General features: G+C 67.7%; 18 protein-coding genes. All 18 read left to right on the top strand.

The features are described from left to right. Positions 1–91: 91 nt before the first annotated feature. Positions 92–646 (top strand): hypothetical protein, encoded by a 555-nt coding sequence (locus HF024_RS15085; protein ID WP_085368846.1) that lies wholly within the window; start codon positions 92–94, stop codon positions 644–646. After that, the gene (locus tag HF024_RS15080; protein WP_168690066.1) at positions 643–1,791 is read left to right on the top strand and encodes a histidine kinase; all 1,149 of its coding nucleotides are present in this window, start codon (positions 643–645) and stop codon (positions 1,789–1,791) included. Before HF024_RS15085 ends, HF024_RS15080 begins: the two co-directional genes overlap by 4 nt. After that, positions 1,788–2,441 carry a response regulator transcription factor gene (locus HF024_RS15075; protein WP_168690065.1) on the top strand — a complete coding sequence of 218 codons (654 nt, stop codon included), beginning with the start codon at positions 1,788–1,790 and terminating at the stop codon, positions 2,439–2,441. Before HF024_RS15080 ends, HF024_RS15075 begins: the two co-directional genes overlap by 4 nt. A gap of 22 nt (positions 2,442–2,463) precedes the next feature. Continuing rightward, positions 2,464–3,489, top strand: coding sequence for an aldehyde reductase (locus tag HF024_RS15070; protein WP_247597134.1), 1,026 nt, complete (start codon positions 2,464–2,466; stop codon positions 3,487–3,489). Between the two features lie 298 nt (positions 3,490–3,787). Then, a complete protein-coding gene (rpoB, locus tag HF024_RS15065) occupies positions 3,788–7,285 on the top strand; it encodes a DNA-directed RNA polymerase subunit beta (RefSeq protein ID WP_085368842.1) in 3,498 nt (1,165 codons plus the stop codon). 44 nt (positions 7,286–7,329) lie between these two features. Further along, positions 7,330–11,205, top strand: coding sequence for a DNA-directed RNA polymerase subunit beta' (locus HF024_RS15060; protein WP_168690063.1), 3,876 nt, complete (start codon positions 7,330–7,332; stop codon positions 11,203–11,205). Positions 11,206–11,308: 103 nt separating this feature from the next. Further along, positions 11,309–11,539 carry a hypothetical protein gene (locus tag HF024_RS15055; protein WP_168690062.1) on the top strand — a complete coding sequence of 77 codons (231 nt, stop codon included), beginning with the start codon at positions 11,309–11,311 and terminating at the stop codon, positions 11,537–11,539. A 166-nt stretch (positions 11,540–11,705) separates the two neighbouring features. Beyond that, positions 11,706–13,376 carry an ATPase, T2SS/T4P/T4SS family gene (locus tag HF024_RS15050; protein ID WP_168690061.1) on the top strand — a complete coding sequence of 557 codons (1,671 nt, stop codon included), beginning with the start codon at positions 11,706–11,708 and terminating at the stop codon, positions 13,374–13,376. An 8-nt stretch (positions 13,377–13,384) separates the two neighbouring features. Beyond that, complete coding sequence (locus HF024_RS15045) at positions 13,385–14,899, top strand: type IV pilus twitching motility protein PilT (RefSeq protein WP_281727769.1); 1,515 nt, start codon at positions 13,385–13,387, stop codon at positions 14,897–14,899. 4 nt (positions 14,900–14,903) lie between these two features. Continuing rightward, a complete protein-coding gene (locus tag HF024_RS15040) occupies positions 14,904–16,130 on the top strand; it encodes a type II secretion system F family protein (protein ID WP_168690060.1) in 1,227 nt (408 codons plus the stop codon). 175 nt (positions 16,131–16,305) lie between these two features. Next, positions 16,306–16,755 carry a prepilin-type N-terminal cleavage/methylation domain-containing protein gene (locus tag HF024_RS19995; protein ID WP_168690059.1) on the top strand — a complete coding sequence of 150 codons (450 nt, stop codon included), beginning with the start codon at positions 16,306–16,308 and terminating at the stop codon, positions 16,753–16,755. 85 nt (positions 16,756–16,840) lie between these two features. Beyond that, positions 16,841–18,217 (top strand): type II secretion system protein, encoded by a 1,377-nt coding sequence (locus HF024_RS15030; protein ID WP_168690058.1) that lies wholly within the window; start codon positions 16,841–16,843, stop codon positions 18,215–18,217. Positions 18,218–18,225: 8 nt separating this feature from the next. Then, positions 18,226–18,867 (top strand): type II secretion system protein, encoded by a 642-nt coding sequence (locus HF024_RS15025; protein WP_168690057.1) that lies wholly within the window; start codon positions 18,226–18,228, stop codon positions 18,865–18,867. Beyond that, positions 18,864–20,750 carry a hypothetical protein gene (locus HF024_RS15020; RefSeq protein WP_168690056.1) on the top strand — a complete coding sequence of 629 codons (1,887 nt, stop codon included), beginning with the start codon at positions 18,864–18,866 and terminating at the stop codon, positions 20,748–20,750. Before HF024_RS15025 ends, HF024_RS15020 begins: the two co-directional genes overlap by 4 nt. Then, the gene (locus tag HF024_RS15015) at positions 20,747–21,592 is read left to right on the top strand and encodes an A24 family peptidase (RefSeq protein WP_168690055.1); all 846 of its coding nucleotides are present in this window, start codon (positions 20,747–20,749) and stop codon (positions 21,590–21,592) included. Before HF024_RS15020 ends, HF024_RS15015 begins: the two co-directional genes overlap by 4 nt. A 19-nt stretch (positions 21,593–21,611) precedes the next feature. Next, on the top strand, positions 21,612–22,661 hold the full coding sequence (gene pilM / locus HF024_RS15010) for a type IV pilus assembly protein PilM (RefSeq protein ID WP_085368833.1): 1,050 nt from the start codon (positions 21,612–21,614) through the stop codon (positions 22,659–22,661). Further along, positions 22,658–23,467: a hypothetical protein gene (locus tag HF024_RS15005; protein WP_168690054.1), complete on the top strand. Its 810-nt coding sequence runs from the start codon at positions 22,658–22,660 to the stop codon at positions 23,465–23,467. The genes pilM and HF024_RS15005 overlap by 4 nt, the downstream gene beginning before the upstream one ends. 2 nt (positions 23,468–23,469) lie before the next feature. Continuing rightward, positions 23,470–24,189 carry a hypothetical protein gene (locus HF024_RS15000; RefSeq protein ID WP_168690053.1) on the top strand — a complete coding sequence of 240 codons (720 nt, stop codon included), beginning with the start codon at positions 23,470–23,472 and terminating at the stop codon, positions 24,187–24,189. The last annotated feature ends 80 nt before the right edge of the window (positions 24,190–24,269 follow it).

Here is a 24,269-nt window from a genome sequence, read left to right as displayed (position 1 = left end):
ACCCAGGGGCGGTGCCGGATGCGCGGCCCGCGCAGCACGCTGGAACAGTGCCGGGAACCTCCCGGCGCCACACGCTCACGAAAGGCCGGTCATGACCATCCAAATGCTCGGAAACGCTCTTCTCATCGTCGCGGCGATCGGCTGGATCGGCTTCCGGCAGATGACCTGGCGGCCCGTCTCGCTCGGCCGCATGTGGCGTGGCCCCGCGATCTTCGGCATCATCGGCCTCGTCCTCATCGCCCAGACCACGAAGCCCGCCGCGCTCACCGCCCTCGACATCGGCGTCCTCGTCGTCGAGCTCGCGATCTCGCTCGGCATCGGAGCGTGGATGGGGGCGATCGCCCACTTCCGGCTGCTGCCGGAGCCGATCGACATCGGCAAGGACCGCAGGGACGTGGCGACCTACGAGTCGCGCACAGGTGCGTGGGGGCTCGCGCTCTGGGTGCTCGTGATCGTCGTCCGCGTCGGCATCGACGTGCTGGCCGGGATGGCCGGATCGCACCTGGCGGCGTCCACCGGCGTCATCCTGCTCATGCTCGCGGCCAACCGGGCGGCGCGCACCGCGGTGTTCGCCCAGCGGCTCGGCCGCCACGCTGCGGCCACCGTCAACGCCGCGGACCCGAATCGCAGCATGATGGGATCGTGAACCCGCCCAGACAGCAGAGCCCGCTGGCCTTCGCGCTGAACCTCGTCGGCGCGCTGGCCATCGGGTTCTCGCTGATCGTCTCGCACTCGGCGGAGCGCCCTGTCTGGGTGCTGGTCCTCGCTCTGGTCGCGGACGCCGCCTGGGTCGCTCGCGGCGCCATCGCGCTCGCGGGTGTCCGCGCAGGGGAGACGGCTCTCCTGGTCGTCGCCGCCGTCGCCGGCGGACTCGTCGCGGCCCCGTCGGACGGGCTCTCCGTCGTCCCGGCCGCCATCGCCGTGCTCGCCACGGTCGGCGCTCCACGCCGGCCGGTGCTGGAGGGATTCGGTCTGGCCGTGGTGACACTGGCGCTCGTCGCCGCCGGTGCGGTGCCGTTCGGAACGAGTGTCGGCGCCGTGCTCGCCATGATGGGCGGCGTGGTGCTCGCGGTGTTCGCCGGGCTCAGCCGCCGCCAGTTCCGCCAGTCGGAGGAGCAGGCGGCGCTGCTGCAGGAGCGCGAACGCGAGATGCGCGAGGAGGCGGCCCGCGTCGCCATCGCCCGTGACCTGCACGACGTGCTCGCGCACAGCCTCGGCGGGCTGGTCATCCAGCTGGATGCAGTCGAAGCCCTCCTCGAAGCGGGGGACACCGCGGCCGCGACGGCCAGGGTGACCGACGCGCGGGCGCTCGCCGCGAGCGGGTTGAGCGAGGCCAGGCGTGCGGTCGCCGCGCTGCGCGATCCAGCGGGGAGCGGCGCATTCGGGATGGTCGTCGAGCCAGCGGCCTTCGCGGCGGCGGTCGACGACCTGCTCGCCGCCCACCGCTCCCTCGGCGGCGTGGTCGACCTCACCACCCACGGCGAGCCGGCCGAGCTCACCGCCGCTCAGGGCGCCGCACTGCAGCGCGCCCTGCAGGAATCGCTGAGCAATGCGCGCAAGCACGCCCAGGGCGAGCCGGTGCGCGCCGACATCGACTGGCAGAGTGGTCGCGTGCGCCTCACCGTCTCCAACCCGCTCTCCGACGACGTCGGCGAACTCGCCGCGACCGGAGGAGGGCACGGCCTCGACGGGATGCGCGAACGCGTCGCCGCCCTCCCACTCGGTGGTGCTGCGACGGCCGGCGTCGTCGGCGACCGCTTCACCGTGACTGTGGAGGCGAGGCTCTCATGACCGACGAACCCCGGATCCGCGTCGTCGTCGCGGACGACCAGGCCATCATCCGCGACGGCCTCGTCACCGTGCTCGGCCTGCTGCCGGACATCGAGGTGGTCGGCGCTGCGGAGGACGGGGAGCGTGCGGTCGCGCTCGCCGTGGCCGAGCATCCGGATGTGGTGCTGATGGACTTGCGCATGCCCGGTGTCGACGGGGTCGCCGCCACGGAGCGGATCGTGCGCGAGGTGCCGGGAACGGCGATCCTGGTGCTCACCACGTACGCCGACGACGAGTCGATCCTCGGCGCCCTGCGCGCTGGAGCCCGCGGCTACCTCACCAAGGACGCGGGCCGTGCGGAGCTCGCGGCCGCCGTGCGGGCCGTCGCCCGCGGCCAGTCGACGTTCGCGCCCGAGGTCGGCGCGCTGCTCGTCAACAGCCTGACCGGCAGCGCAGCGCCGGCGCCGGTACCATCGCTCTCCGACCGCTTCCCGACACTGACGAAACGGGAGGTGGATGTGCTCGCCCTCGTCGCAGACGGCCTCAGCAACGGCGAGATCGCCTCCACGCTGTTCGTCAGCGTCGCCACGGTGAAGACGCACATCAACGCCATCTTCGCCAAGCTCGCCGTGCGCGACCGCGCTCAAGTCATCGCCCTCGTCCGTTCCTAGATTCAGGAGGAGGATGGGCCGCATGACACAACGAGTGCTCGTCACCGGAGGCTCCGGCTTCGTCGGCGCCACCTGCGTGCTGCAGGCGCTGCAGGCCGGATACGAGGTGCGCACGACCATCCGCACGCCGGCTCGTGCCGCCGACGTCCGTTCGCAACTGGTCGCGGGCGGCCTGGAGGATGCGGGAGGCGACAGGCTGACCTTCGCCGTCGCCGACCTCACCGCCGACGCCGGCTGGGCGGAGGCCGTCGCCGGTTGCGACGTCGTGCTGCACGTCGCCTCCCCGTTCCCGGCGACGCAGCCCAAGGACGAGAACGAGCTCATCGTGCCTGCCCGCGACGGCGCCCTCCGCGTGCTGCGTGCCGCACGGGATGCCGGCGTGCAGCGGGTCGTGCTCACCTCCTCGTTCGCCGCGATCGGCTACGGCCACCCGCCGACGGACCGCCCGTTCACCGAGGACGACTGGACCGACCTCGACAGCGGCGTTCCCGTGAGCGCGTACGTGAAGTCCAAGACGCTCGCCGAGCGCGCCGCCTGGGATTTCGTCCAGCGCGAGGGAGTGGCGCTCGAACTGGCGACCGTCAACCCGGTCGGCATCCTCGGTCCCGTGCTCGGCCACGACTACTCCAGCTCGGTCCAGCTGATCAAGGCTGTTCGGGATGGGCGGCTCCCTCGCCTGCCGAACGTCAGCTTCGGCATCGTCGACGTGCGCGACGTCGCGGCGCTGCACCTGCTCGCGATGACCAGGCAGGAGGCGGCCGGTCAGCGCTTCCTCGCCATCTCCGGCGACGTGATGAGCGCCCAGGAGGTCGCCCTCCTCATCCGGGGCCACCTCGGAGAAGGCGGAGCCCGCATCACGACCAAGACGATGCCGGACTGGGCACTGAAGGCGCTGGCGCCGTTCAGCCGCACCGTGCGGGGGTCGCTCCCGGACGTCGGCGTGGTGCGCCGGGCGTCCGCTGCCAAGGCGGAACGGGTGCTCGGCTGGTCTCCGCGGTCGCGCGAAGAGGCGATTCTGGCGACGGTCGACTCGCTTCCGACGGGCTAAATCCGCGTCGTTCCGCGGAAATATCGCAGAGCCTTCGCGGGTTATACCGCAAGGATGCGCGTCGGGTCAAGAAAAGAGTGGACACGGCGCGTCCATTTGACATATAGTTGTCTTTTGCGCTCCCAGACAAACATCTGCCTTCATATTGCGGTCGGCCTTGCTTATCTTCCGTGCGCGCCTGGGCCTGGTTCACAGGTCAGATGGGCGCCAGCACGATCCCCTGGGAGTTCTCGTCCATACAGTACACACACTGACAGACAGTAACTGAGGCCCGACGGGGCCCACGGAGGTTATTTCCTTGGCTGCTGCGCGCAACGCAACCAACACTGACAAGACACCCAAGAACGGACGAAACGCATCTCGTCTCTCGTTCGCAAAGATCACTGACACCCTCACCGTTCCGGATCTGCTCGCACTGCAGACCGAGAGCTTCGACTGGCTGGTCGGAAACGACGCGTGGAAGGCTCGCGTCGCCGAAGCCCAGGAGCAGGGTCGACAGGATCTGCCGAGCAACACCGGTCTCGAGGAGATCTTCGAGGAGATCTCTCCCATCGAAGACCTCGGTGAGACGATGCAGCTCTCCTTCACCAACCCCTTCCTCGAAGAGAAGAAGTACTCGATCGACGAGTGCAAGGAGAAGGGTAAGACCTACTCCGCTCCTCTCTACGTCGAAGCCGAGTTCATGAATCACCTCACCGGTGAGATCAAGACGCAGACCGTCTTCATGGGCGACTTCCCCCTGATGACCGAGAAGGGCACCTTCGTCATCAACGGCACCGAGCGTGTCGTCGTGTCGCAGCTCGTCCGCAGCCCCGGCGTCTACTTCGAGCGCACGCCAGAGAAGACGTCCGACAAGGACATCTACTCTGCACGCGTCATCCCGAGCCGTGGTGCATGGCTCGAGTTCGAGATCGACAAGCGCGACCAGGTCGGTGTCCGCATCGACCGCAAGCGCAAGCAGTCGGTCACGGTGTTCCTCAAGGCCCTCGGCCTCACCTCCGAGGAGATCCTCTCGGAGTTCGCCGGGTACCAGTCGATCGAGCTCACGCTCGAGAAGGACGCCATCCTCACCAAGGAGGAGGCGCTCAAGGACATCTACCGCAAGCTGCGTCCGGGCGAGCAGGTCGCTGCCGAGGCTGCGCGTGCGCTCCTCGACAACTTCTACTTCAACCCGAAGCGCTACGACCTCGCGAAGGTCGGCCGTTACAAGATCAACCGCAAGCTCGGGCTCGACGCCCCGCTCAGCGACTCCGTGCTCACCGTCCAGGACATCCTGGCCACGATCAAGTACCTCGTCGCGCTGCACGACGGCCGCACCACCTTCAACGGCGTCCGCAACGGTGAGCCGGTCGAGATCCGTCTCGACGTCGACGACATCGACCACTTCGGCAACCGTCGCATCCGCGCCGTCGGCGAGCTCATCCAGAACCAGGTCCGCACGGGTCTGTCCCGCATGGAGCGCGTCGTCCGCGAGCGCATGACCACGCAGGACATCGAGGCCATCACGCCGCAGACCCTGATCAACGTGCGCCCCGTCGTCGCCGCGATCAAGGAGTTCTTCGGAACGAGCCAGCTGTCGCAGTTCATGGACCAGAACAACCCGCTCGCGGGTCTGACCCACAAGCGCCGCCTCTCGGCCCTCGGCCCCGGTGGTCTGAGCCGCGAGCGCGCCGGCGTCGAGGTCCGTGACGTCCACCCGTCGCACTACGGCCGCATGTGCCCGATCGAGACCCCGGAAGGCCCGAACATCGGCCTGATCGGTTCGCTCGCATCGTTCGCGCGGATCAACTCGTTCGGTTTCATCGAGACGCCGTACCGCAAGGTCGTCGGCGGCAAAGTCACCGACCAGATCGACTACCTCACGGCGAGCGAGGAGGACGACTACATCGTCGCCCAGGCCAACGCTCCGCTGACCGCTGACAGCCACTTCGCGGAAGACCGCGTCCTGGCACGTCAGAAGGGTGGAGAGGTCGACCTGATCCCCGCAGACGAGATCGGCTACATGGATGTGTCGCCGCGCCAGATGGTTTCTGTCGCGACCTCGCTCATCCCGTTCCTCGAGCACGACGACGCGAACCGCGCCCTCATGGGTGCGAACATGCAGCGTCAGGCTGTGCCGCTCGTCCGTTCGGAGAGCCCGCTCGTCGGAACCGGTATGGAGGGCTACGCGGCCATCGACGCCGGTGACGTGCTCATCAACGACAAGGCCGGAGTCGTGTCGGAGGTGTCGGCTGACGCCGTCACCATCCAGCTCGACGAGGGCGGCACGAAGACCTACTACCTGCGCAAGTTCGACCGCTCCAACCAGGGCACGTCGTACAACCACCGCGTCATCGTCTCCGAGGGCGACAGGATCGAAGCAGGCGAGGTCATCGCCGACGGCCCAGCCACCGAGAACGGTGAGCTGGCGCTCGGCAAGAACCTGCTCGTCGCGTTCATGCCGTGGGAGGGTCACAACTACGAGGACGCGATCATCCTGAGCCAGAACCTGGTGAAGGACGACACCCTCTCCTCGATCCACATCGAGGAGTACGAGGTCGACGCCCGCGACACCAAGCTGGGCAAGGAAGAGATCACCCGCGACCTGCCGAACGTCAGCCCGGACCTCCTGGCCGACCTCGACGAGCGCGGCATCATCCGCATCGGCGCCGAGGTTCGTCCCGGCGACATCCTGGTCGGAAAGGTCACGCCGAAGGGCGAGACCGAGCTCTCGGCCGAGGAGCGTCTGCTCCGCGCGATCTTCAACGAGAAGAGCCGCGAGGTGCGCGACACCTCGCTCAAGGTTCCCCACGGTGAAGAGGGCACGATCATCGGTGTCAAGGTCTTCGACTCGCAGGACGGCGACGACGAGCTCGGCTCCGGCGTCAACCAGCGTGTCGTGGTCTACATCGCCCAGAAGCGCAAGATCACCGCTGGTGACAAGCTCGCCGGCCGTCACGGCAACAAGGGTGTCATCTCCAAGATCCTGCCGGTCGAGGACATGCCGTTCCTCGCGGACGGAACCCCGGTCGACGTCATCCTCAACCCGCTGGGTGTCCCCGGTCGAATGAACTTCGGTCAGGTCCTCGAGATCCACCTCGGCTGGATCGCGAAGAACGGCTGGGAGGTCAAGGGCAAGCCGAAGTGGGCTGCAGAGCTCCCTGAGGCTGCGTTCTCCGCCGCCCCGAACACCAAGGTCGCCACCCCGGTGTTCGACGGTGCCAAGGAGGAGGAGATCGCCGGTCTGCTCGACTCGACCACCGTCACCCGTGACGGCGACCGGCTCATCGGCGGCTCCGGCAAGACCCAGCTGTTCGACGGCCGCTCCGGCGAGCCGTACCCTGACCCCGTTTCGGTCGGCTACATGTACATCCTGAAGCTGCACCACCTGGTCGACGACAAGATCCACGCGCGTTCGACCGGACCGTACTCGATGATCACCCAGCAGCCGCTCGGTGGTAAGGCGCAGTTCGGTGGACAGCGATTCGGTGAGATGGAGGTGTGGGCGCTCGAGGCATACGGTGCCGCGTACGCCCTGCAGGAGCTCCTGACCATCAAGTCGGATGACATCCTCGGTCGCGTCAAGGTCTACGAGGCAATCGTCAAGGGCGAGAACATCCAGGAGCCGGGCATCCCGGAGTCCTTCAAGGTCCTCATCAAGGAGATGCAGTCGCTGTGCCTGAACGTCGAGGTGCTCTCGGCCGACGGTCAGCAGGTCAGCCTGCGCGACGCGGACGACGAAGCGTTCCGCGCTGCGGAAGAGCTCGGCATCAACATCTCCTCGCGCTTCGAGTCGTCGTCGATCGACGAGATCTAAGCCGCCAGACCTACTGACACACTTTTTCCAGGAAAGAAGGAAAATTGATCGACGCAACAACGTTCGATGAACTGCGTATCGGCCTGGCCACTGCTGACGACATCCGTCGTTGGTCGTACGGCGAGGTCAAGAAGCCCGAGACCATCAACTACCGCACGCTGAAGCCCGAGAAGGACGGCCTCTTCGGAGAGCAGATCTTCGGGCCGAGCCGTGACTGGGAGTGCTCGTGCGGTAAGTACAAGCGCGTGCGCTTCAAGGGCATCGTCTGTGAGCGCTGTGGCGTGGAGGTCACCAAGTCCTCCGTCCGCCGCGAGCGCATGGGCCACATCGAGCTCGCTGCTCCCGTGACCCACATCTGGTACTTCAAGGGTGTTCCCTCGCGCCTCGGCTACCTGCTCGACATGGCGCCGAAGGACCTCGAGAAGGTCATCTACTTCGCCGCATACATGGTGATCGAGGTCGACGAAGAGGGCCGTCACGCCGACATGCCCGGCCTTGAGAACGAGCTCCGTCTCGAGATCAAGACCCTGTCCGACCAGCGCGACAGCCGCATCGCGGACCGTCTGCAGCGCCTGGAGACCGACCTCGCCGCACTGGAGGAGGAAGGCGCCAAGGCCGACCAGAAGCGTCGCGTCAAGGACACGGCCGAGAAGGAAATGGGCCAGATCCGCAAGTCCTACGACGAGGACATCGCCCGTCTCGAGCGTGTGTGGGAGTCCTTCCGCACCCTCAAGGTCGGCGACCTCAAGCCGGAGGACGCGGACTTCAACGAGCTGGTCGACCGCTTCGGGCTGTACTTCGAGGCGTACATGGGAGCCGAGGCGATCAAGCGTCGCCTGCTCGCGTTCGACCTGGCCGCTGAGGCCGAGCTGCTCCGCGACCAGATCGCGAACGGCAAGGGACAGAAGAAGATCCGCGCGATCAAGCGTCTGCGCGTCGTCTCCTCGTTCCTCGCCACGGGCAACTCGCCTGCTGCGATGGTCCTGGATGTCGTCCCGGTCATCCCGCCGGAGCTGCGCCCGATGGTGCAGCTCGACGGTGGCCGCTTCGCGACCAGCGACCTGAACGACCTGTACCGCCGCGTGATCAACCGCAACAACCGTCTGCGTCGTCTGCTCGACCTCGGGGCTCCCGAGATCATCGTGAACAACGAGAAGCGGATGCTGCAGGAGGCCGTCGACGCACTGTTCGACAACGGCCGCCGCGGTCGTCCCGTCACCGGCACCGGCAACCGTGCCCTCAAGTCCCTCAGCGACATGCTGAAGGGCAAGCAGGGTCGTTTCCGTCAGAACCTGCTCGGAAAGCGCGTCGACTACTCCGGCCGTTCGGTCATCATCGTCGGCCCGCAGCTCAAGCTGCACCAGTGTGGTCTGCCCAAGCAGATGGCGCTGGAGCTGTTCAAGCCGTTCGTGATCAAGCGCCTGATCGACCTGAGCCACGCTCAGAACATCAAGGCGGCCAAGCGCATGGTCGAGCGTTCGCGTCCGCAGGTCTGGGACGTGCTCGAGGAGATCATCCGCGAGCGCCCCGTGCTGCTGAACCGTGCACCCACCCTGCACCGTCTCGGCATCCAGGCGTTCGAGCCTCAGCTCGTCGAGGGCAAGGCCATCCAGCTGCACCCGCTCGTGTGTGCCGCGTTCAACGCGGACTTCGACGGCGACCAGATGGCTGTCCACCTGCCGCTGTCGGTCGAGGCTCAGGCCGAGGCCCGCATCCTGATGCTCGCGTCGAACAACATCCTGAAGCCGTCGGACGGCCGTCCGGTCACCCTGCCCTCGCAGGACATGATCATCGGTCTGCACCACCTCACCACCGTGCGCGAAGGCGCCGAGGGCGAGGGGCGCGCGTTCTCGTCGGTCTCCGAGGCGATCCTCGCCAAGGACCAGGGTTCGCTGCACCTCAACGCCAAGGTCAAGATCCGTCTCGAGGACTACGTGCCCTCCGACGCGAACGAGACCGGCACCGAGGGTGTCACCGCCATCGTCGAGACGACCCTCGGCCGCGCCCTCTTCAACGAGGCGCTGCCGGCGGACTACCCGTTCGTCGACGAGGTCGCTGACAAGGGCGTGATCTCCTCGATCGTCAACGCCCTCGCGGAGCGCTACCCGAAGGTGGAGGTCGCAGCAGCACTGGACCGCATCAAGGACGCCGGTTTCTACTGGGCCACCCGGTCCGGTGTGACGGTGTCGCTGAGCGACATCCTGACGCCGCCGAACAAGCCGCAGATCGTTGCCGGCTACGAGAAGAAGGCCGCCAAGGTCACTGCCGAGTTCGAGAAGGGTCTCACGACCGACCTCGAGCGTCGTCAGGAACTGGTGAAGATCTGGACCGAAGCGACCAACGAGGTCGCAGAGGCCATGCGCGCCAACTTCCCAGCGGACAACACCATCAACCGCATGGTCACCTCCGGTGCCCGTGGTAACTGGCTGCAGGTGCGCAACATCGCCGGTATGCGTGGTCTGGTGAACAACCCGAAGGGTGAGATCATCCCCCGTCCGATCATTTCCTCGTACCGCGAGGGTCTGTCGGTGGCGGAGTACTTCATCGCGACGCACGGTGCCCGTAAGGGTCTGGCCGACACGGCTCTCCGTACGGCGGACTCGGGCTACCTGACGCGTCGTCTGGTGGACGTGTCGCAGGACGTCATCATCCGTGAGGACGACTGTGGCACGACCAAGGGTCTCGACCTTCCGATCGCCGAGGCCGGCGCCGACGGCGTGCTGGTGCGCGACGCGAACGTGGAGAACTCGGTGTTCGCCCGTACCCTCGCCGCCGACGCTGTCTCGCCGGAGGGAACCGTCGTGGCGAAGGCCGGTGACGACGTCGGAGACGTCCTCATCGACAAGCTGGTCGCCGCCGGTGTCACCGACATCAAGGTGCGCTCCGTGCTCACCTGTGAGTCGGCCGTCGGTGTGTGTGCGGCCTGCTACGGCCGCTCGCTCGCGACCGGAAAGCTCGTCGACATCGGAGAGGCCGTCGGCATCATCGCGGCCCAGTCGATCGGTGAGCCGGGAACCCAGCTGACCATGCGTACGTTCCACACCGGTGGTTCCGCATCCGCTGACGACATCACGCAGGGTCTTCCCCGCGTGCAGGAGCTGTTCGAAGCTCGTACCCCCAAGGGTGCTTCCCCGATCGCCGAGGCAGCAGGACGCATCACCATCGAGGACACGGAGCGCAGCCGCAAGGTCATCCTGACCCCGGACAACGGCGACGAGCCGCACGTCTACCCGGTGCTCAAGCGTTCGACCCTCCTCGTCGAGGACGGCCAGCACGTCGAGCTCGGAACGCAGATCATCGTCGGCGCCGTCGACCCGAAGGAAGTTCTTCGCGTCAAGGGTGTCCGTGAGGTGCAGAAGCACCTCGTCGGTGGTGTGCAGGGCGTCTACCGCTCGCAGGGTGTTCCGATCCACGACAAGCACATCGAGGTCATCGTCCGCCAGATGCTGCGCAAGGTCACCGTCGTCGAGCACGGCGACACCGACCTGCTGCCCGGCGAGCTGGTCGACCGCTCGAAGTACAACGAGGTCAACCGCGCCACTCTCACCGAGGGCAAGAAGACCGCGTCGGCTCGCCAGGAGGTCATGGGTATCACCAAGGCTTCCCTCGCGACCGAGTCGTGGCTGTCGGCCGCGTCCTTCCAGGAGACCACCCGCGTCCTGACGCAGGCGGCCATGGAGGGCAAGTCCGACCCGCTGATCGGCCTCAAGGAGAACGTCATCATCGGAAAGCTGATCCCGGCCGGTACCGGCCTGGCTCGCTACCGCAACGTGACGGTCGAGGCCACGGAAGAGGCGAAGGCGGAGCGGTACCCCAACCGCATCTTCGCCGACGACTCGGCCTTCAGCGAGAACGACCTGAGCTTCGTCGACTTCGACAGCTTCAGCTCGGACGACTACACCCCGGGAACGTACAACTAAAGCGATTCCGTACGACGGACGGCCCCCGGTGCTTCGGCACCGGGGGCCGTCCTCGTTTGTGGGCGTGGACGGCCGACCCAGCGGGATGCGCGACAATGGATGCATGTGGCGTCACCTCCTCGAATACACCGACTCGACCGGCCGCGCGATGGTCGGTGTCGCGGTGGCACTGCTGGTCGTCGCCGTGGGGAGCTTCCTGATCGGAATCGTGCAGGCCACGACCGGCCATGCCGCGAGCACGCTGCCGTTCTGGATCACCACGATGGGTTCCGCGGTGATCGCGGGCGTGCTCGTCTACCTCGCTTCGCGGCGCGCGGACATCCGCCGCCGCTGAACTTCGTCTGACCCCCAGGTGTGTGGCACCTGTAGGTGGGAGTGGTGCGTGTGTGACACGCGCGAATAGTGTGACATCGCTTCACCCGAAGAAGTGATATTGCAGTACCGCCGCATCTGCCGAGACACCCGACCCGCCCCGGCATCGTCCTTGCGAGGAGGCTCCCGTGGCGTCGATGACGGAAATCCTGATCCTGCACGGCCATCTGCCGATCGAGTATCTCGACACGGTGACGAGCGAGCCGACAGCCGATGAGGCCGCTGTGCGCGACCTGCTCGCGCGCGGCGCCATCAGCGCGACGCAGCTGGCCCGCGCCCGCGCAGCCCAGTCCGGCCTCCCGTTCGTGGAGCTCGGCGACTACCCGGTGGACCGCACCGCCGTCTCGCTGGTGACCGGCGCGATCTGCCGCCGCCACTCCGTCCTGCCGATCGGGACCGCCGACGGCACCGTGATCCTCGCGATGGCCGACCCGGGAAACGTGTTCGCCATCGACGACGTGCGCGCGGCCGCCCGGATGAACGTCGCCCCCGCCGTCGCGGAGCTCGGCGACCTGCTCACCGCGATCGACAGGTACATCCGCGCGGACGACGAGCTGAGCGACCTCACCACCACGCTCGAGGAGGAGTCGGCGACCCCGGACGATTCCAGCCTCACCATCGCCGAGTCGAGCGACGACGACGCCCCCATCGTCCGGTTCGTGAACCTGCTGGTGAGCCAGGCCATCCAGGATCACGCCTCCGACATCCACATCGAGCCGGCCGAGCACGACGTGCGCGTGCGGTACAGGATCGACGGGGTGCTGCACGCCATGCAGAGCGCGCCCAAGAGCATCCAGAACGGTGTCATCTCGCGCCTCAAGATCATGAGCGACATCGACATCGCCGAGCGGCGCAAACCGCAGGACGGCCGCATGTCGGTCGTGCACGGCGGCCGCCAGATCGACCTGCGCGTCGCGACGCTGCCGACGGTGTGGGGCGAGAAGGTCGTCATGCGCATCCTGGACAACACCAACACCGGGATGACGCTGCGCGACCTCAATCTGCTGGAGCGCAACTTCGAGACGTACCGAGCCTCCTATTCGAAGCCGTACGGGATGATCCTGGTCACCGGCCCGACCGGCTCCGGCAAGTCGACCACGCTGTACACGACGCTCAACGCCGTCGCGCGACCGGAGATCAACGTCATCACGGTCGAGGACCCGGTGGAGTACCGGATGGCGGGCATCAACCAGGTGCAAGTGAACCCGAAGGCGGGACTCACGTTCGCCAGCGCGCTCCGCAGCATCCTGCGCAGCGACCCGGATGTGGTCCTCCTCGGCGAGATCCGCGACCACGAGACGGCGCAGATCGCCATCGAGGCGTCGCTGACCGGCCACCTCGTGCTGTCGACCCTGCACACCAACGACGCCCCGAGCGCCGTAACCCGCCTCACCGAGATGGACATCGAGCCGTTCCTGGTGGGTTCCGCCCTGGACTGCGTGGTCGCCCAGCGTCTCGCGCGCAGGCTCTGCGACCGCTGCAAGCAGCCGGCCGTCTACTCGGTCGACGACCTGCAGCGGCTCCGGTTCCCGGTGTCCGCCGACCAGCAGCCGCCGCAGGTGTTCGTGCCCGTCGGCTGCCCCACCTGCTCGAACACGGGCTACCGGGGTCGCATCGCCGTGCACGAGGTGATGGCGGTGAGCGAGGAGATCGAGCGGCTCGCCGTCGGCCGGGCATCCAGTGCCGAGATCGGCCGGGCGGCACGGGAGCAGGGGATGCTCACCCTGCGCGAAGACGGCTGGGAGAAGGCCAGACTCGGCCTGACCTCGGTGGAAGAGATCCTGCGAGTGGTGGCCTAGGAGGGCTCATGGCATCGGATGCGAGCAACGACACGAGTTGGGGCGGCTTTCCCCCGCCGGAGCAGAAGCCGGTGTACGAGATCCCGGTGACCCCACCGGGCTCGACGGCCGGAGGCTGGGCGCCGGGGGATGGCACGCCGCTGCTGCCGCCGCCCGTGCTCGCCCCGCCGGTCGCCGTGCCGCCCACGGCCGCGATTCCCACCGTCCCGTTCCCCGCGGTCGACGACGCGTATCCGGTGCAGCGGCTCGTCCCGTCCGGGCGTCGCGCCGCCGACCCGCTCCCCGAGCCCGTGCTTTCCGTCGCCCTGCACCCGCACGAGCCGGAGCCCATCGACGAGACGCTCACCACCGTGGAGCGCGAAGCGCTCGAACGCGCGGACGCCGAGCTGGTTGCGGCGCTGCACGAGGTGGTCTACCAGGGCGCGTCCGACCTGCACGTCACCGTCGGGACGGCGCCGATGGTGCGCGTCGACGGCAGCCTGCGGCCGGCGGGCTCCGTGACCCCGTGGAACCACGACCGCACCAGGGCGGCGCTCACCAGTCTCCTCACCGACCGGCAGCGCGAGGTCTTCGACCGGGAGCTCGAACTCGACTTCGCGTTCACCATCTCCGCCAACTCCCGTTTCCGCGTCAACGTCTACCAGCAGCGCGGCTCCGTCGGGGCCGCGTTCCGACTCATCCCGACCGAGATCAAGCAGCTGCACGAGCTCGGCGTCCCGGATGCCGTCGGCTCGTTCTCGCAGCTGCCGCGCGGTCTCGTGCTGGTCACCGGCCCGACGGGCTCCGGCAAGTCGACCACCCTCGCCGCCCTCATCGACCTGGTCAACACCACGCGCGCAGACCACATCGTGACGGTCGAGGACCCGATCGAGTTCATGCACACCCACAAGAAGTCGATCGTCAACCAGCGCGAGGTCGGGCACGACACCCACAGCTTCGGTGCGGCCCTCAAGCACGTCCTGCGCCAGGACCCCGACGTCATCCTGATCGGCGAGCTCCGCGACCTGGAGACCATCTCCGTCGCACTCACCGCCGCCGAGACCGGCCACCTGGTCTTCGCCACCCTGCACACCCAGGATGCGCCGCAGACCATCGACCGCGTCATCGACGTGTTCCCTCCGCACCAGCAGGACCAGGTGCGCGCCCAGCTCGCCGCCACCCTGCAGGGCGTGGTCTGCCAGACCCTGGTGAAGCGGGCGAACGGCCGCGGCCGCGTGGTGGCCACCGAGATCCTGATGATGACCCCCGCCGTCGCCAACCTCATCCGCGAGGGCAAGACCTACCAGATCGCCTCGATGATGCAGGCGGGCCGCGACTCCGGGATGCGCACGATGGACCAGCACCTCGCCGACCTCGTCAACTCCGGCCAGATCACCCGCAAGGCGGCCATGGACAAGGCCCACGACGTGGAAGGCATCACCAGACTCATCCAGCGCGCGGAGTCTCCGACAGACTCCTCGGCGATGGCCATCGCATCCAGCGGGCCGGACTTCGGCGACACATACTCAGGAACCGTGAGGTAGAGCCATGCCCGCAAGCACCGCATACGCGTACAAGGGCAGAGACGCCGACGGCAAGATCGTCAAAGGCCGGGTGGATGCGACGAGCGAGGCCGCCGTCGCAGCCCGGCTCAGGACGATGGGCCTCTCGCCCGTGTCGATCGCCGAGTCCCCGGGAGGCACGGGACTCAACCGCGACATCAACATCAGCTTCGGCTCGGGGGTGAAGCTCAAAGAGCTCGCCGTGATGAGCAGGCAGATGGCGACCATGATCGCCTCCGGGCTGTCCCTGCTGCGCACCCTGAACATCCTGGCCGAGCAGACGCCGAACAAGAAGCTGCAGGCCGTGCTCTCCGAGGTGCGCGACCAGGTGGAGTCCGGCGTCTCGACCTCCGAGGCCATGCGCAAGCACGCCGACCTGTTCCCTCCGCTCATGATCAACATGGTGCGCGCCGGCGAGACGGGCGGCTTCCTCGACGACGCGCTGGAAGCGGTCGCGTCGAACTTCGAGAAGGAGGTCAAGCTCAAGTCCTCGATCAAGTCGGCGCTGACCTACCCGGTGATCGTGCTGCTGATGTCTGTCGTCTCCGTCGTGGTGATGCTGCTGTTCGTCGTCCCGATCTTCGAGAAGATGTTCTCCAGCATGGGCAGCCAGCTCCCGCTGCCCACAGAGATCCTGGTGCAGCTCTCGCACGCGATGGTCTGGATAGCGCCGGTGCTGCTCGTGGGCGGCATCGTCTTCGCGGTCTGGTGGGGAAGGCACAAGAACGACGAGTCCGTGCGGCGCAAGGTCGATCCGGTCAAGCTCAAGCTGCCCGTCTTCGGCTCATTGCTGAAGAAGATCGCCATCGCCCGGTTCAGCCGCAACTTCGCCAACATGATCAGCGCGGGTGTGCCGATCCTGCAAGCCCTCAGGATCGTGGGGGAGACCTCTGGCAACTGGGTGATCCAGAACGCGCTGGAGGAGGTCGCCGAGTCCGTGCGGCAGGGCGAGTCGATCGCGGCCCCACTGGCCAAACAGCCGGTGTTCCCTGCGATGGTGACGCAGATGATCGCGGTCGGCGAGGACGCCGGCTCGCTCGAATCCATGCTCAACAAGATCGCCGACTTCTACGAGCAGGAGGTCGAGGCGGCGACGGAGCAGCTCACCGCGATGATCGAACCGCTCATGATCGCCTTCCTCGGCGTGATCATCGGCGGCATGGTCGTGGCCCTCTACCTGCCCATTTTCAGCATCGCCTCCGCCGTCAAGTAGTGACCCCCGACCAGGGGTTTCCACGCGTTTTATCCCCCTACACTGGGGTGAAATCTGACTGAAAACCCCCCAAATGTGGGATGTTTCTCAAAATCTCCTGGGAATTATGGTCATCACCGGAGCGGCACTCGCAAACGCTCCCCGACCCGCACTACCCGACCGATTGGAAACTGCAATGTACTTCCGACTCATGGGCAAGCTGAACGCTCGCCGCAAGGGCCTGCTCGAAGAGGACGAGAAGGGCTTCACCCTGATCGAGCTCCTCGTGGTGGTCATCATCATCGGCATCCTGGCCGCCATCGCCATCCCGATCTACATCGGGGTCCAGAACAACGCCAAGGACGCGGGCGTCAAGTCCGACCTGGCGAACGCCAAGACCGCCGTGGTCGCGTACTACACCGACAAGGGCTCGGCCGCCGACGTCCCGAAGCCCACGTTCGACAAGGGAACGTCGACGAGCCTCGCCACCTACGGATACACGCAGAGCGCAGACACCACATCGATCGGCTTCAAGAACGGTTCCACGCCGACGTCAACCTCGTTCTGCATCGACGCTGTCGGCAGCACGGGCAGCCTGTTCCACATCGACGATTCGAATGGCGCCACGACCGGCGCCTGCAAGTAGCCCCACCCCGGCGGGGTGCCGCGCTTCCTAACGCGGCACCCCGCCTCCCCTCTCCCAGACACCCGACCCAGGGAGGTGAACCCCCGTGCTCCACCCGCTCCGCACCACAGAGACCCGCGAGTCGGGCTTCACCCTCATCGAGGTCCTCATCGCGATGATGGTCTTCGGAATCATCTCCGTCCTCGTCGCATACTCCCTCACCCTGTCGATGACCCTCACCCGGTCGTCCAGGGCCAACGAGGTCGCCGCCAACCTGGCCGCGCAGCAGGTCGACATCGCCCGCTCCGCCAAGGACGTCTTCTCCGTCGTCAGCGGCACCGTCACCCAGACCATCGACGGCACGCAATACACGATCACCAAGATCGCCGGGTGGGTGACCAGCACCGGCACCGTCGCCGATTGCGGCACCAGCCAGGGCATCCTGCAGAACAAGACCCTCAACGTCTCCGTCTCCTGGGGCGGGATGCGCCCGGGCACCAAGCCGGTGCAGGCCAGCACGCTGCTCGCCCCGGCCGGTCCGGTCAACGATCCGGCGTCCGGCACGATCCTCGTGCACGTCACCAACGCCAGCGGAGCAGGCGTCGCGAACATCCCGATCACCGCCAAGCCGGACGCGACGATCACGCCGAACACCGCGGCCACCATCACACCGGGGCCGCCGTCCACCGACGCGGACGGCTGCAGCTACGCGCTGAAGGTGACGCCCGGCGCGTACACCGTCACTGTCGGCAAGGCGGGGGATGGCTCGATCAGCAACTCTCAGGTGCAGGTGCCGACCGTCAAGGTCTCGGTCGTGGCCGGGCAGTCCGCCGTGGTGGAGATGCAGTACGACAAGGCCGCGACCCCTGTGCTCACCCTGGCGGCCGCTGGAACGCTCATCCCGACCAATCTCCCGATGACATACATTCCGCAGTCGGACCCCTACACCACCGTCCCGACGATCACCGGGGTGACGGCCACCACGCCGCTCTTCCCGTTCGGGTCCGGGTATCAGGTCTTCGCGGGCGCCCTCATGTCGACCGGGGCGCAGCCCACCTGTCTGTCCGTCGACCCGCAGCAGTGGACGCAGCAGAACGCGGCCGGGCACGTCGGTTCGCGAGCGGACGCGATCCCCGCTCCCTCCGGGACGAGTGCGGCGGTCGTCGCCATGCCGGTGGTCTCCATCGCCGTCTCCGGCAAGTGGCTGGTCGCGAAGAGCGCAGTGGCAGCATCCACTGTCGGCGACCCCGGATGCGCGACAGCCACCACCGCGAACGTCATGACCCTGACATACCCGAAATCGGCGGGCAACGCGGCGGTCATCGCCCTGCCGTACGGCACGTGGATGGTCTACGCACTCAGCAACCAGGGCGACGCGCTGACGTCGTCCGCGCTGGTCGACGTCTCCAAGATCACCCGCCCGGTCGGCAGCCCGCCCGCGACGAGCGCCACCATCTTCACCCTCGATCCGAGGCTGCCATGATCCGCCGGGTGCGGCGCGACCAGGGCCTCACGCTGGTGGAGCTGCTCATCGCCATGGGCATCGCCGCGCTCATCGCCACGCTGGCCGGCTCGCTCTTCGTCGCGAGCACCCACAGCGTCAGCCTCGCCCAGTCGATCGACAACGGCACCCGTCAGGGCTCCAACGGGATGAACGAGATGGCCCGCATGGTGCGCGCGGCCACCCCGAATCCGCTGACCAACCCTACGCCGGGCGGCGCGCAGAACGACCCGGCCATCATCACGGCGACCGCCACGACCATCCAGTTCTACGCCTACGTCAACCTGACGGGAGCGGAGAGCCCGGTGAAGGTGCAGTTCGCGGTGGTCAACGGCCTGCTGGTGGAGAGCCAGTGGAACGCGACGACCACCACGCCCGGCGTCAACGGCCACTGGGACTTCAACACCAGCCCCACTCCGAACCTGAAGCGCACCCTCTGCGGCTCCATCCCGGCCGGCAGCGTGGTCTTCACCTACCGTGACGCATCGGGCGCCCCGCTGACCCTGCCGATCACGACCCTGTCCGCCATCGCCTCCATCACGATCAGCATCACGATCCAGCCCACCGGGGCCGCCAGCGCTGTGACCCTCACCAACTCGGTCGGGATGTCGAACATCGGATCGGGGTCGTGATGCGCGCTCTGCTCCGCAGCAGGCTCGGCGCCGCGTCCTCCGATCGCGGGGTGGCGCTCGCCATGGTGATCGGCATCGGGTCCGTGCTGCTGCTGCTCGTGACGCTGACGATGACGTTCTCCGTCTCCGGCATCGTGCGCGCAGACCACGACAAGGACTGGGATGCGGCGATGTCGGCCGCGTATGCCGGGATCGCCGAGTACCAGGGCCGGCTCACCAACGATCCGAGCTATCAGCAGTACGGCAACCCCGCATCCAAGTTCACCATCGCCAATGGCTCGGCGGGGACCGTCGCGCTCCCGTCCGGGAACAACAACCCCGCCTTCGACGTGGCTGCCGGCGCGCGCTGGGCCGCCGTGCCGCTCAGCGACGGCCTTCCGGCGAACGCCGCCTTCCGCTACGAAGTGGACAACTCGAAGTATGCGAGCACCGGCGTCCTGCACGTGCGCGCCACCGGCCTCGTCGACACCGTCGCCCGCAGCGTGGTGGCGAACATCAAGCAGACCGGTTTCACGAACTACGTGTACTTCACCGACTACGAGATCCTCGACCCCCAGCTGAACTCCAAGTCCTGCACCAAGGCGTACGCCTGGCAGTCCACGACGGCACGCACCTCCGGATGCCTGATCAACTTCATCACCGGTGACACCCTCGACGGCGCCGTCCACTCCAACGACACGCTCAACATCTGCGGTGGCACGTTCAAACAGCGGGTGAGCACGGCGAACCCGAACAGGGACTCGTCCGGCAAGCTCTACAGCTCGAACAACTGCCCGTCCGGCAGCACCACCCCGGTGTTCAACGCCGGTGCCCCCGGCAACGCCGCCCTGATCACGATGCCGCCACCGCAGCAGCAGCTCGACCAGGTGCGCACCGACATCCAGGGCAAGGTGCCCAAGCCGGGATGCCTGTACACCGGTCCGACCAAGATCACCTTCAAACTCGTCGGCGGCGTGGCGAAAATGAACGTCATCTCGCCGTGGACCAAGCAGACCCAGGTGGTCGGCAACCCGGCCACCGGGCCCGGCGTTCCCGCGAACCCGGCGTTCTGCGGCAAGCCGGGGGACCCGACGAAGACGTCGAACACCGGCACGCTGTCGGACACGGTGAACGGGCAGGACATCACGATCGACTCGACGTCTCAGCTCTACAACAACCTGATCTACGTTCAGAGCATCCCCACCGCGACCAGCGACCCGAACTCGTGGGCGTCGAACAAGTCGCCGAACGGGAACACCTTCAAGTGCGTCGGAGCCGACAAGACGTCGTCGGGCAACGGGCTCGACTACCCGCTCAAGTACGAGGTGGTCGCCACCGCCGCCGCATACTCCTGCACGGCGGGCGACGTGTTCGTCCAGGGCACCATGCACTCGGCCATCACGATCAATGCCGACCACTTCGCCTGGATCACCGGCAAGCTCGTCTACTCGGATGCCGCCCACGACATCCTGGGACTCGTCGGCGCCGGGGCGGTGTGGGTGTACAACCCGCTCGTCTGCACCAGCCCGAGCAACTGGACGAGCGGCAGCTGCAACGCCGCCTCGTCCCCGATCACCTGGGAGGCCTCGTCGTCGAGCACGAGCTGCGCCCGCACGATCAACGCGGCGATCCTCTCGAACTACCACAGCTTCGAGGTGCAGAACTACGACTCCGGCGACCCGTACGGCTACCTCTGCGTCACCGGTTCCATCGCCCAGGAGTTCCGCGGCCCGGTCGGCCAGGGCAGCGGGTCGAGCGGCTTCCTCAAGCGCTACAGCTACGACACCAGGCTGCTCAACTCCCCTCCGCCCAAGTTCCCGACCCCGCGCACCACCTCCTACGACGTGACCACCGAGATCGAGGTCGCCGTGGCGTACCGCTCGAACGGAGGCCCGACCTCATGACCGCCGCCTTCGCCATCGCCGCCGTCGGGTTCGTCGCCGTGTTCGGCCTGCTGATCGGCTCTTTCCTCAACGTGGTCGTCTACCGCGTGCCGGCGGGCAGGTCGATCGTGTCGCCGCCGAGTGCGTGCGGAAGCTGCGGCACCGAGATCAAGCCGTACGACAACATCCCGGTGCTGTCGTGGCTGTTCCTCGGCGGCAAGTGCCGGTCGTGCCGCAGCGGGATCTCGGCACGGTACCCGCTCGTCGAGGCGGCGACCGGGCTGGCGTTCGCGTTCGTCGCCTGGTGGTTCTGGGCCGGGCCGGGCTCCGTGCATCCGGTGGGCACCGCATCCACCGTCGCCGCCGTGCTCGTCGTGGTCGCGTTCCTCTATCTCTCCGCCATCAGCATCGCCCTCGCGCTGATCGACCTGGATGCGCACCGCCTGCCGAACGCGATCGTGCTCCCCTCGTACGCGGTGGGCGCCGTGCTGCTCGGCGCCGCCGCCCTGCTGAACGGCGAGCCCGGTGTGCTGGTGCGGGCGGTCGTCGGCGCCGCAGGACTGTTCGCCGTCTACCTCATCCTCGCGATGATCGCCCCCGGCGGGATGGGGTTCGGCGACGTCAAGCTCGCGGGCGTCCTCGGCCTCTTCCTCGGCTTCCTCGGCTGGGGCGCTCTCGTCGTCGGCGCGTTCGCCGCCTTCCTGCTCGGCGGCCTGTTCGCCACCGCGCTCCTGGTCTCGCGCCGCGCGCGCCGCGGGTCCGGCATCCCGTTCGGGCCGTGGATGCTCGGCGGGGCCTGGATCGGCGTCCTCGCCGGCAACGCAGTGTGGGGCGCCTACCTGGCGCTTCTCGGAATCGCATAGAAGAACCTGAGGAGATCGAATGGCTACGAGCATCGTCGGCATCGACGTCGGAAGTTCGACCGTTCGCGCCGTGGAGGTCGCCGACCCGGCCAAGGCACGGCCGACGCTGCTGCGCCACTTCGAGGTCCCGTTGCCGGAGGGCGCCGTCAGCCGCGGAGAGGTGCTCGAACCGAACACCGTCGCCGCGAGCCTCAAGCGGCTCTGGCAGCAGGGCGGCTTCAAGAGCAAAGACGTGGTGCTCGGGATGGGCAACCAGCGGGTGCTCGCCCGCGACCTCACCGTGCCGCGGATGTCGCGCACCCGCATCAGGGAGGCCCTCCCGTTCCAGGTGCAGGACATGCTGCCCGTGCCGGTCGCCGAGGCGCTGCTCGACTTCTATCCGGTCTCTGAGGGCATGAGCGACAACGGCCCGGTGGTGAACGGCCTGCTCGTCGCCGCCGTGAAGGAGGCGGTGCTCGGCAACGTGAAGGCGACGCAGCTCGCCGGGCTGACCACGGTGGATGTGGACCTCATCCCGTTCGCGCTCAGCCGCATCCTGATCAGCAGGGCCAGGATCGGCGGCACCGTCGCCCTGATCGAGATCGGCGCGAACACGACGAGCGTCGTCGTGGTCACCGACGGCGTGCCGCAGTTCGTGCGCATCATCCCGGCCGGGGGAGCGGAGCTGACCCAGGCGTTGCGGGAGGGACTCGGCGTCGAGCTCGGCGAGGCGGAGCGCATCAAGGCGACGATCGGCCTGGCCAAACAGGTGACCACCATCGAGGAGCAGCAGGCGGTCGAGATCATCTACCGCGTGACCAGCGAGCTGCTCACCAGCCTGCGGAACACGGTCAGCTATTTCGTGAACACCCGCCCGAACAACCCGGTCAGCGGGCTCGTCGTGACGGGAGGCGGAGCCCAGCTGCCCGGCCTCACCGACGCGCTGAGCGAGATGACCAGGCTGCCCGTCGCCGTCGGCGACCCATTCCACGCCGTCGCCCTCTCGCGGAGTCTCAACGCGGACGCGCTTCGGCAGAACCGGTCGGCGCTCACGGTGGCGCTCGGCCTCGCACTCGGGAGCGCAGCATGAGCATCACGACGAGGCGCTCGGACGCCCAGGAGACGGAGCAGCTGCCGACGGTCGCTCCGGCGACGAAGGGCCGCAGGGCGCCGAAAGCGCCCAAGAAGCCCACAGCCCCTGCCGAACCGAAGGCCACCAGAGCGTCTGCGCCGAAAGCCACCGGCCGCACGGAGAGCCTCGACATCGGCATGGAGCCGCGCGTCGACCTCCTGCCGCCGGAGGTCAGAGCCGAACGGAAGAACAGGAGCACCCGCCGCGGCTTCGGCTGGGGCGTGCTCGCCGTGCTGCTCGCCGTCGTGCTCGCCATCGGCGGGGCGTTCGTCTACAACGTCGCGGCTCAGGCCAGGTTCCTCGGAGCCCAGCTCGCCACCGCCGACCTGCTCACCCAGCAGCAGAAGTTCACCGGCGTCCGGGATGTGCAGAAAGAGGTCGCGCTCGCTCAGGCGGCCCAGCGGGTGGGCGCGTCCACCGAGATCGACTGGAAAGCGCTGCTCGACCAGGTGGGCGCCGTGCAACCGGCCGGGGTCGCCCTCGACACGGTCGCGGCGGACTCCGCGTCGCCGCTCGCGATCTACCAGCAGTCTCCCGACCCGCTGCAGCTGGCCAGGATCGGGACCGTCACCACCGTCAGTTCCAGTCCCACCATCCCCGACGTCACGGCCTGGGTGCGCGAGCTGGAGAAGATCCCGGGCGTCGCGGACGTGGTGCCGAGCATCGGTGCACTCGACACGACGACCGGTCAGTACAAGGTCACCATCACCCTCCACGTCGACCAGACGCGCTACGCGAAGCGCTTCGAGCAGAAGGGCAAGTGATCATGGACAAGACCAGACTCTGGATGATCGGCTCCGTCATCGTGATGGTCGCCCTCGTGGCGCTCGGCTGGGTGGTCGGCATCCAGCCCCAGCTCGACCAGGCCGCCGCCGCTGACACGCAGACCGCGCAGGTCGACCAGACCATCACGGCGAACACCGCCGTGCTCGACCGGCTGAAGAAGGACTCGGCGAACCTCCCGGCGCTGAAGAAGACGCTGGCATCACTCGCCGCCTCCGTGCCGACCGAGTCAGCCAACGCGGCGTTCATGGACGAGCTCAATGGCTTCGCAGCGGCGAACGGCGTGGTGATCTCGGGCTGGGCGATCGCGGACGGGCAGCCGTACGCAGCCCCGGCAGCACCGGCGGCCCCCGTCGCCTCCACCGGCTCGTCCGCCGCCTCGACGGCCACCCCGTCGCCGTCGGCGACGCCGACCCCCGCTCCGACGGCCACGGCTGCGCCGGTCCCCGTCGCCGGGATGCCGCCCGTCGTCAGTCCCCTCATCACGGCCCAGAACTTCACGGTGGTGCCCGTCAGCTTCACCGTGACAGGCGGATACACCAACGTCGTGGCGTTTCTGCACGCCGCTCAGACCGGCCAGCGGCTGTTCCTGGTGGACGGCTTCTCCTCCGGTCCAGCATCCGGCGGCACGGGCGTCGACGCCAAGATCAACGGCTACACATACGTCCTCACCCTCCCGACGGCGGCCGCAGCGCAGAAATAACCACTCCGCCCGCTCACCGCCAGCCCTCCCTGGACTTCCTTCACCCCGTTGCTACAGTGGGCAGCACTGACGGATGCCCG

It is taken from the genome of Leifsonia sp. PS1209 (assembly GCF_012317045.1).
In the GTDB taxonomy this organism is placed as follows: domain Bacteria; phylum Actinomycetota; class Actinomycetes; order Actinomycetales; family Microbacteriaceae; genus Leifsonia.
The sequence above is the reverse complement of the archived record's forward strand: the minus strand, read 5'-3'. Positions and strand labels throughout refer to the sequence as shown.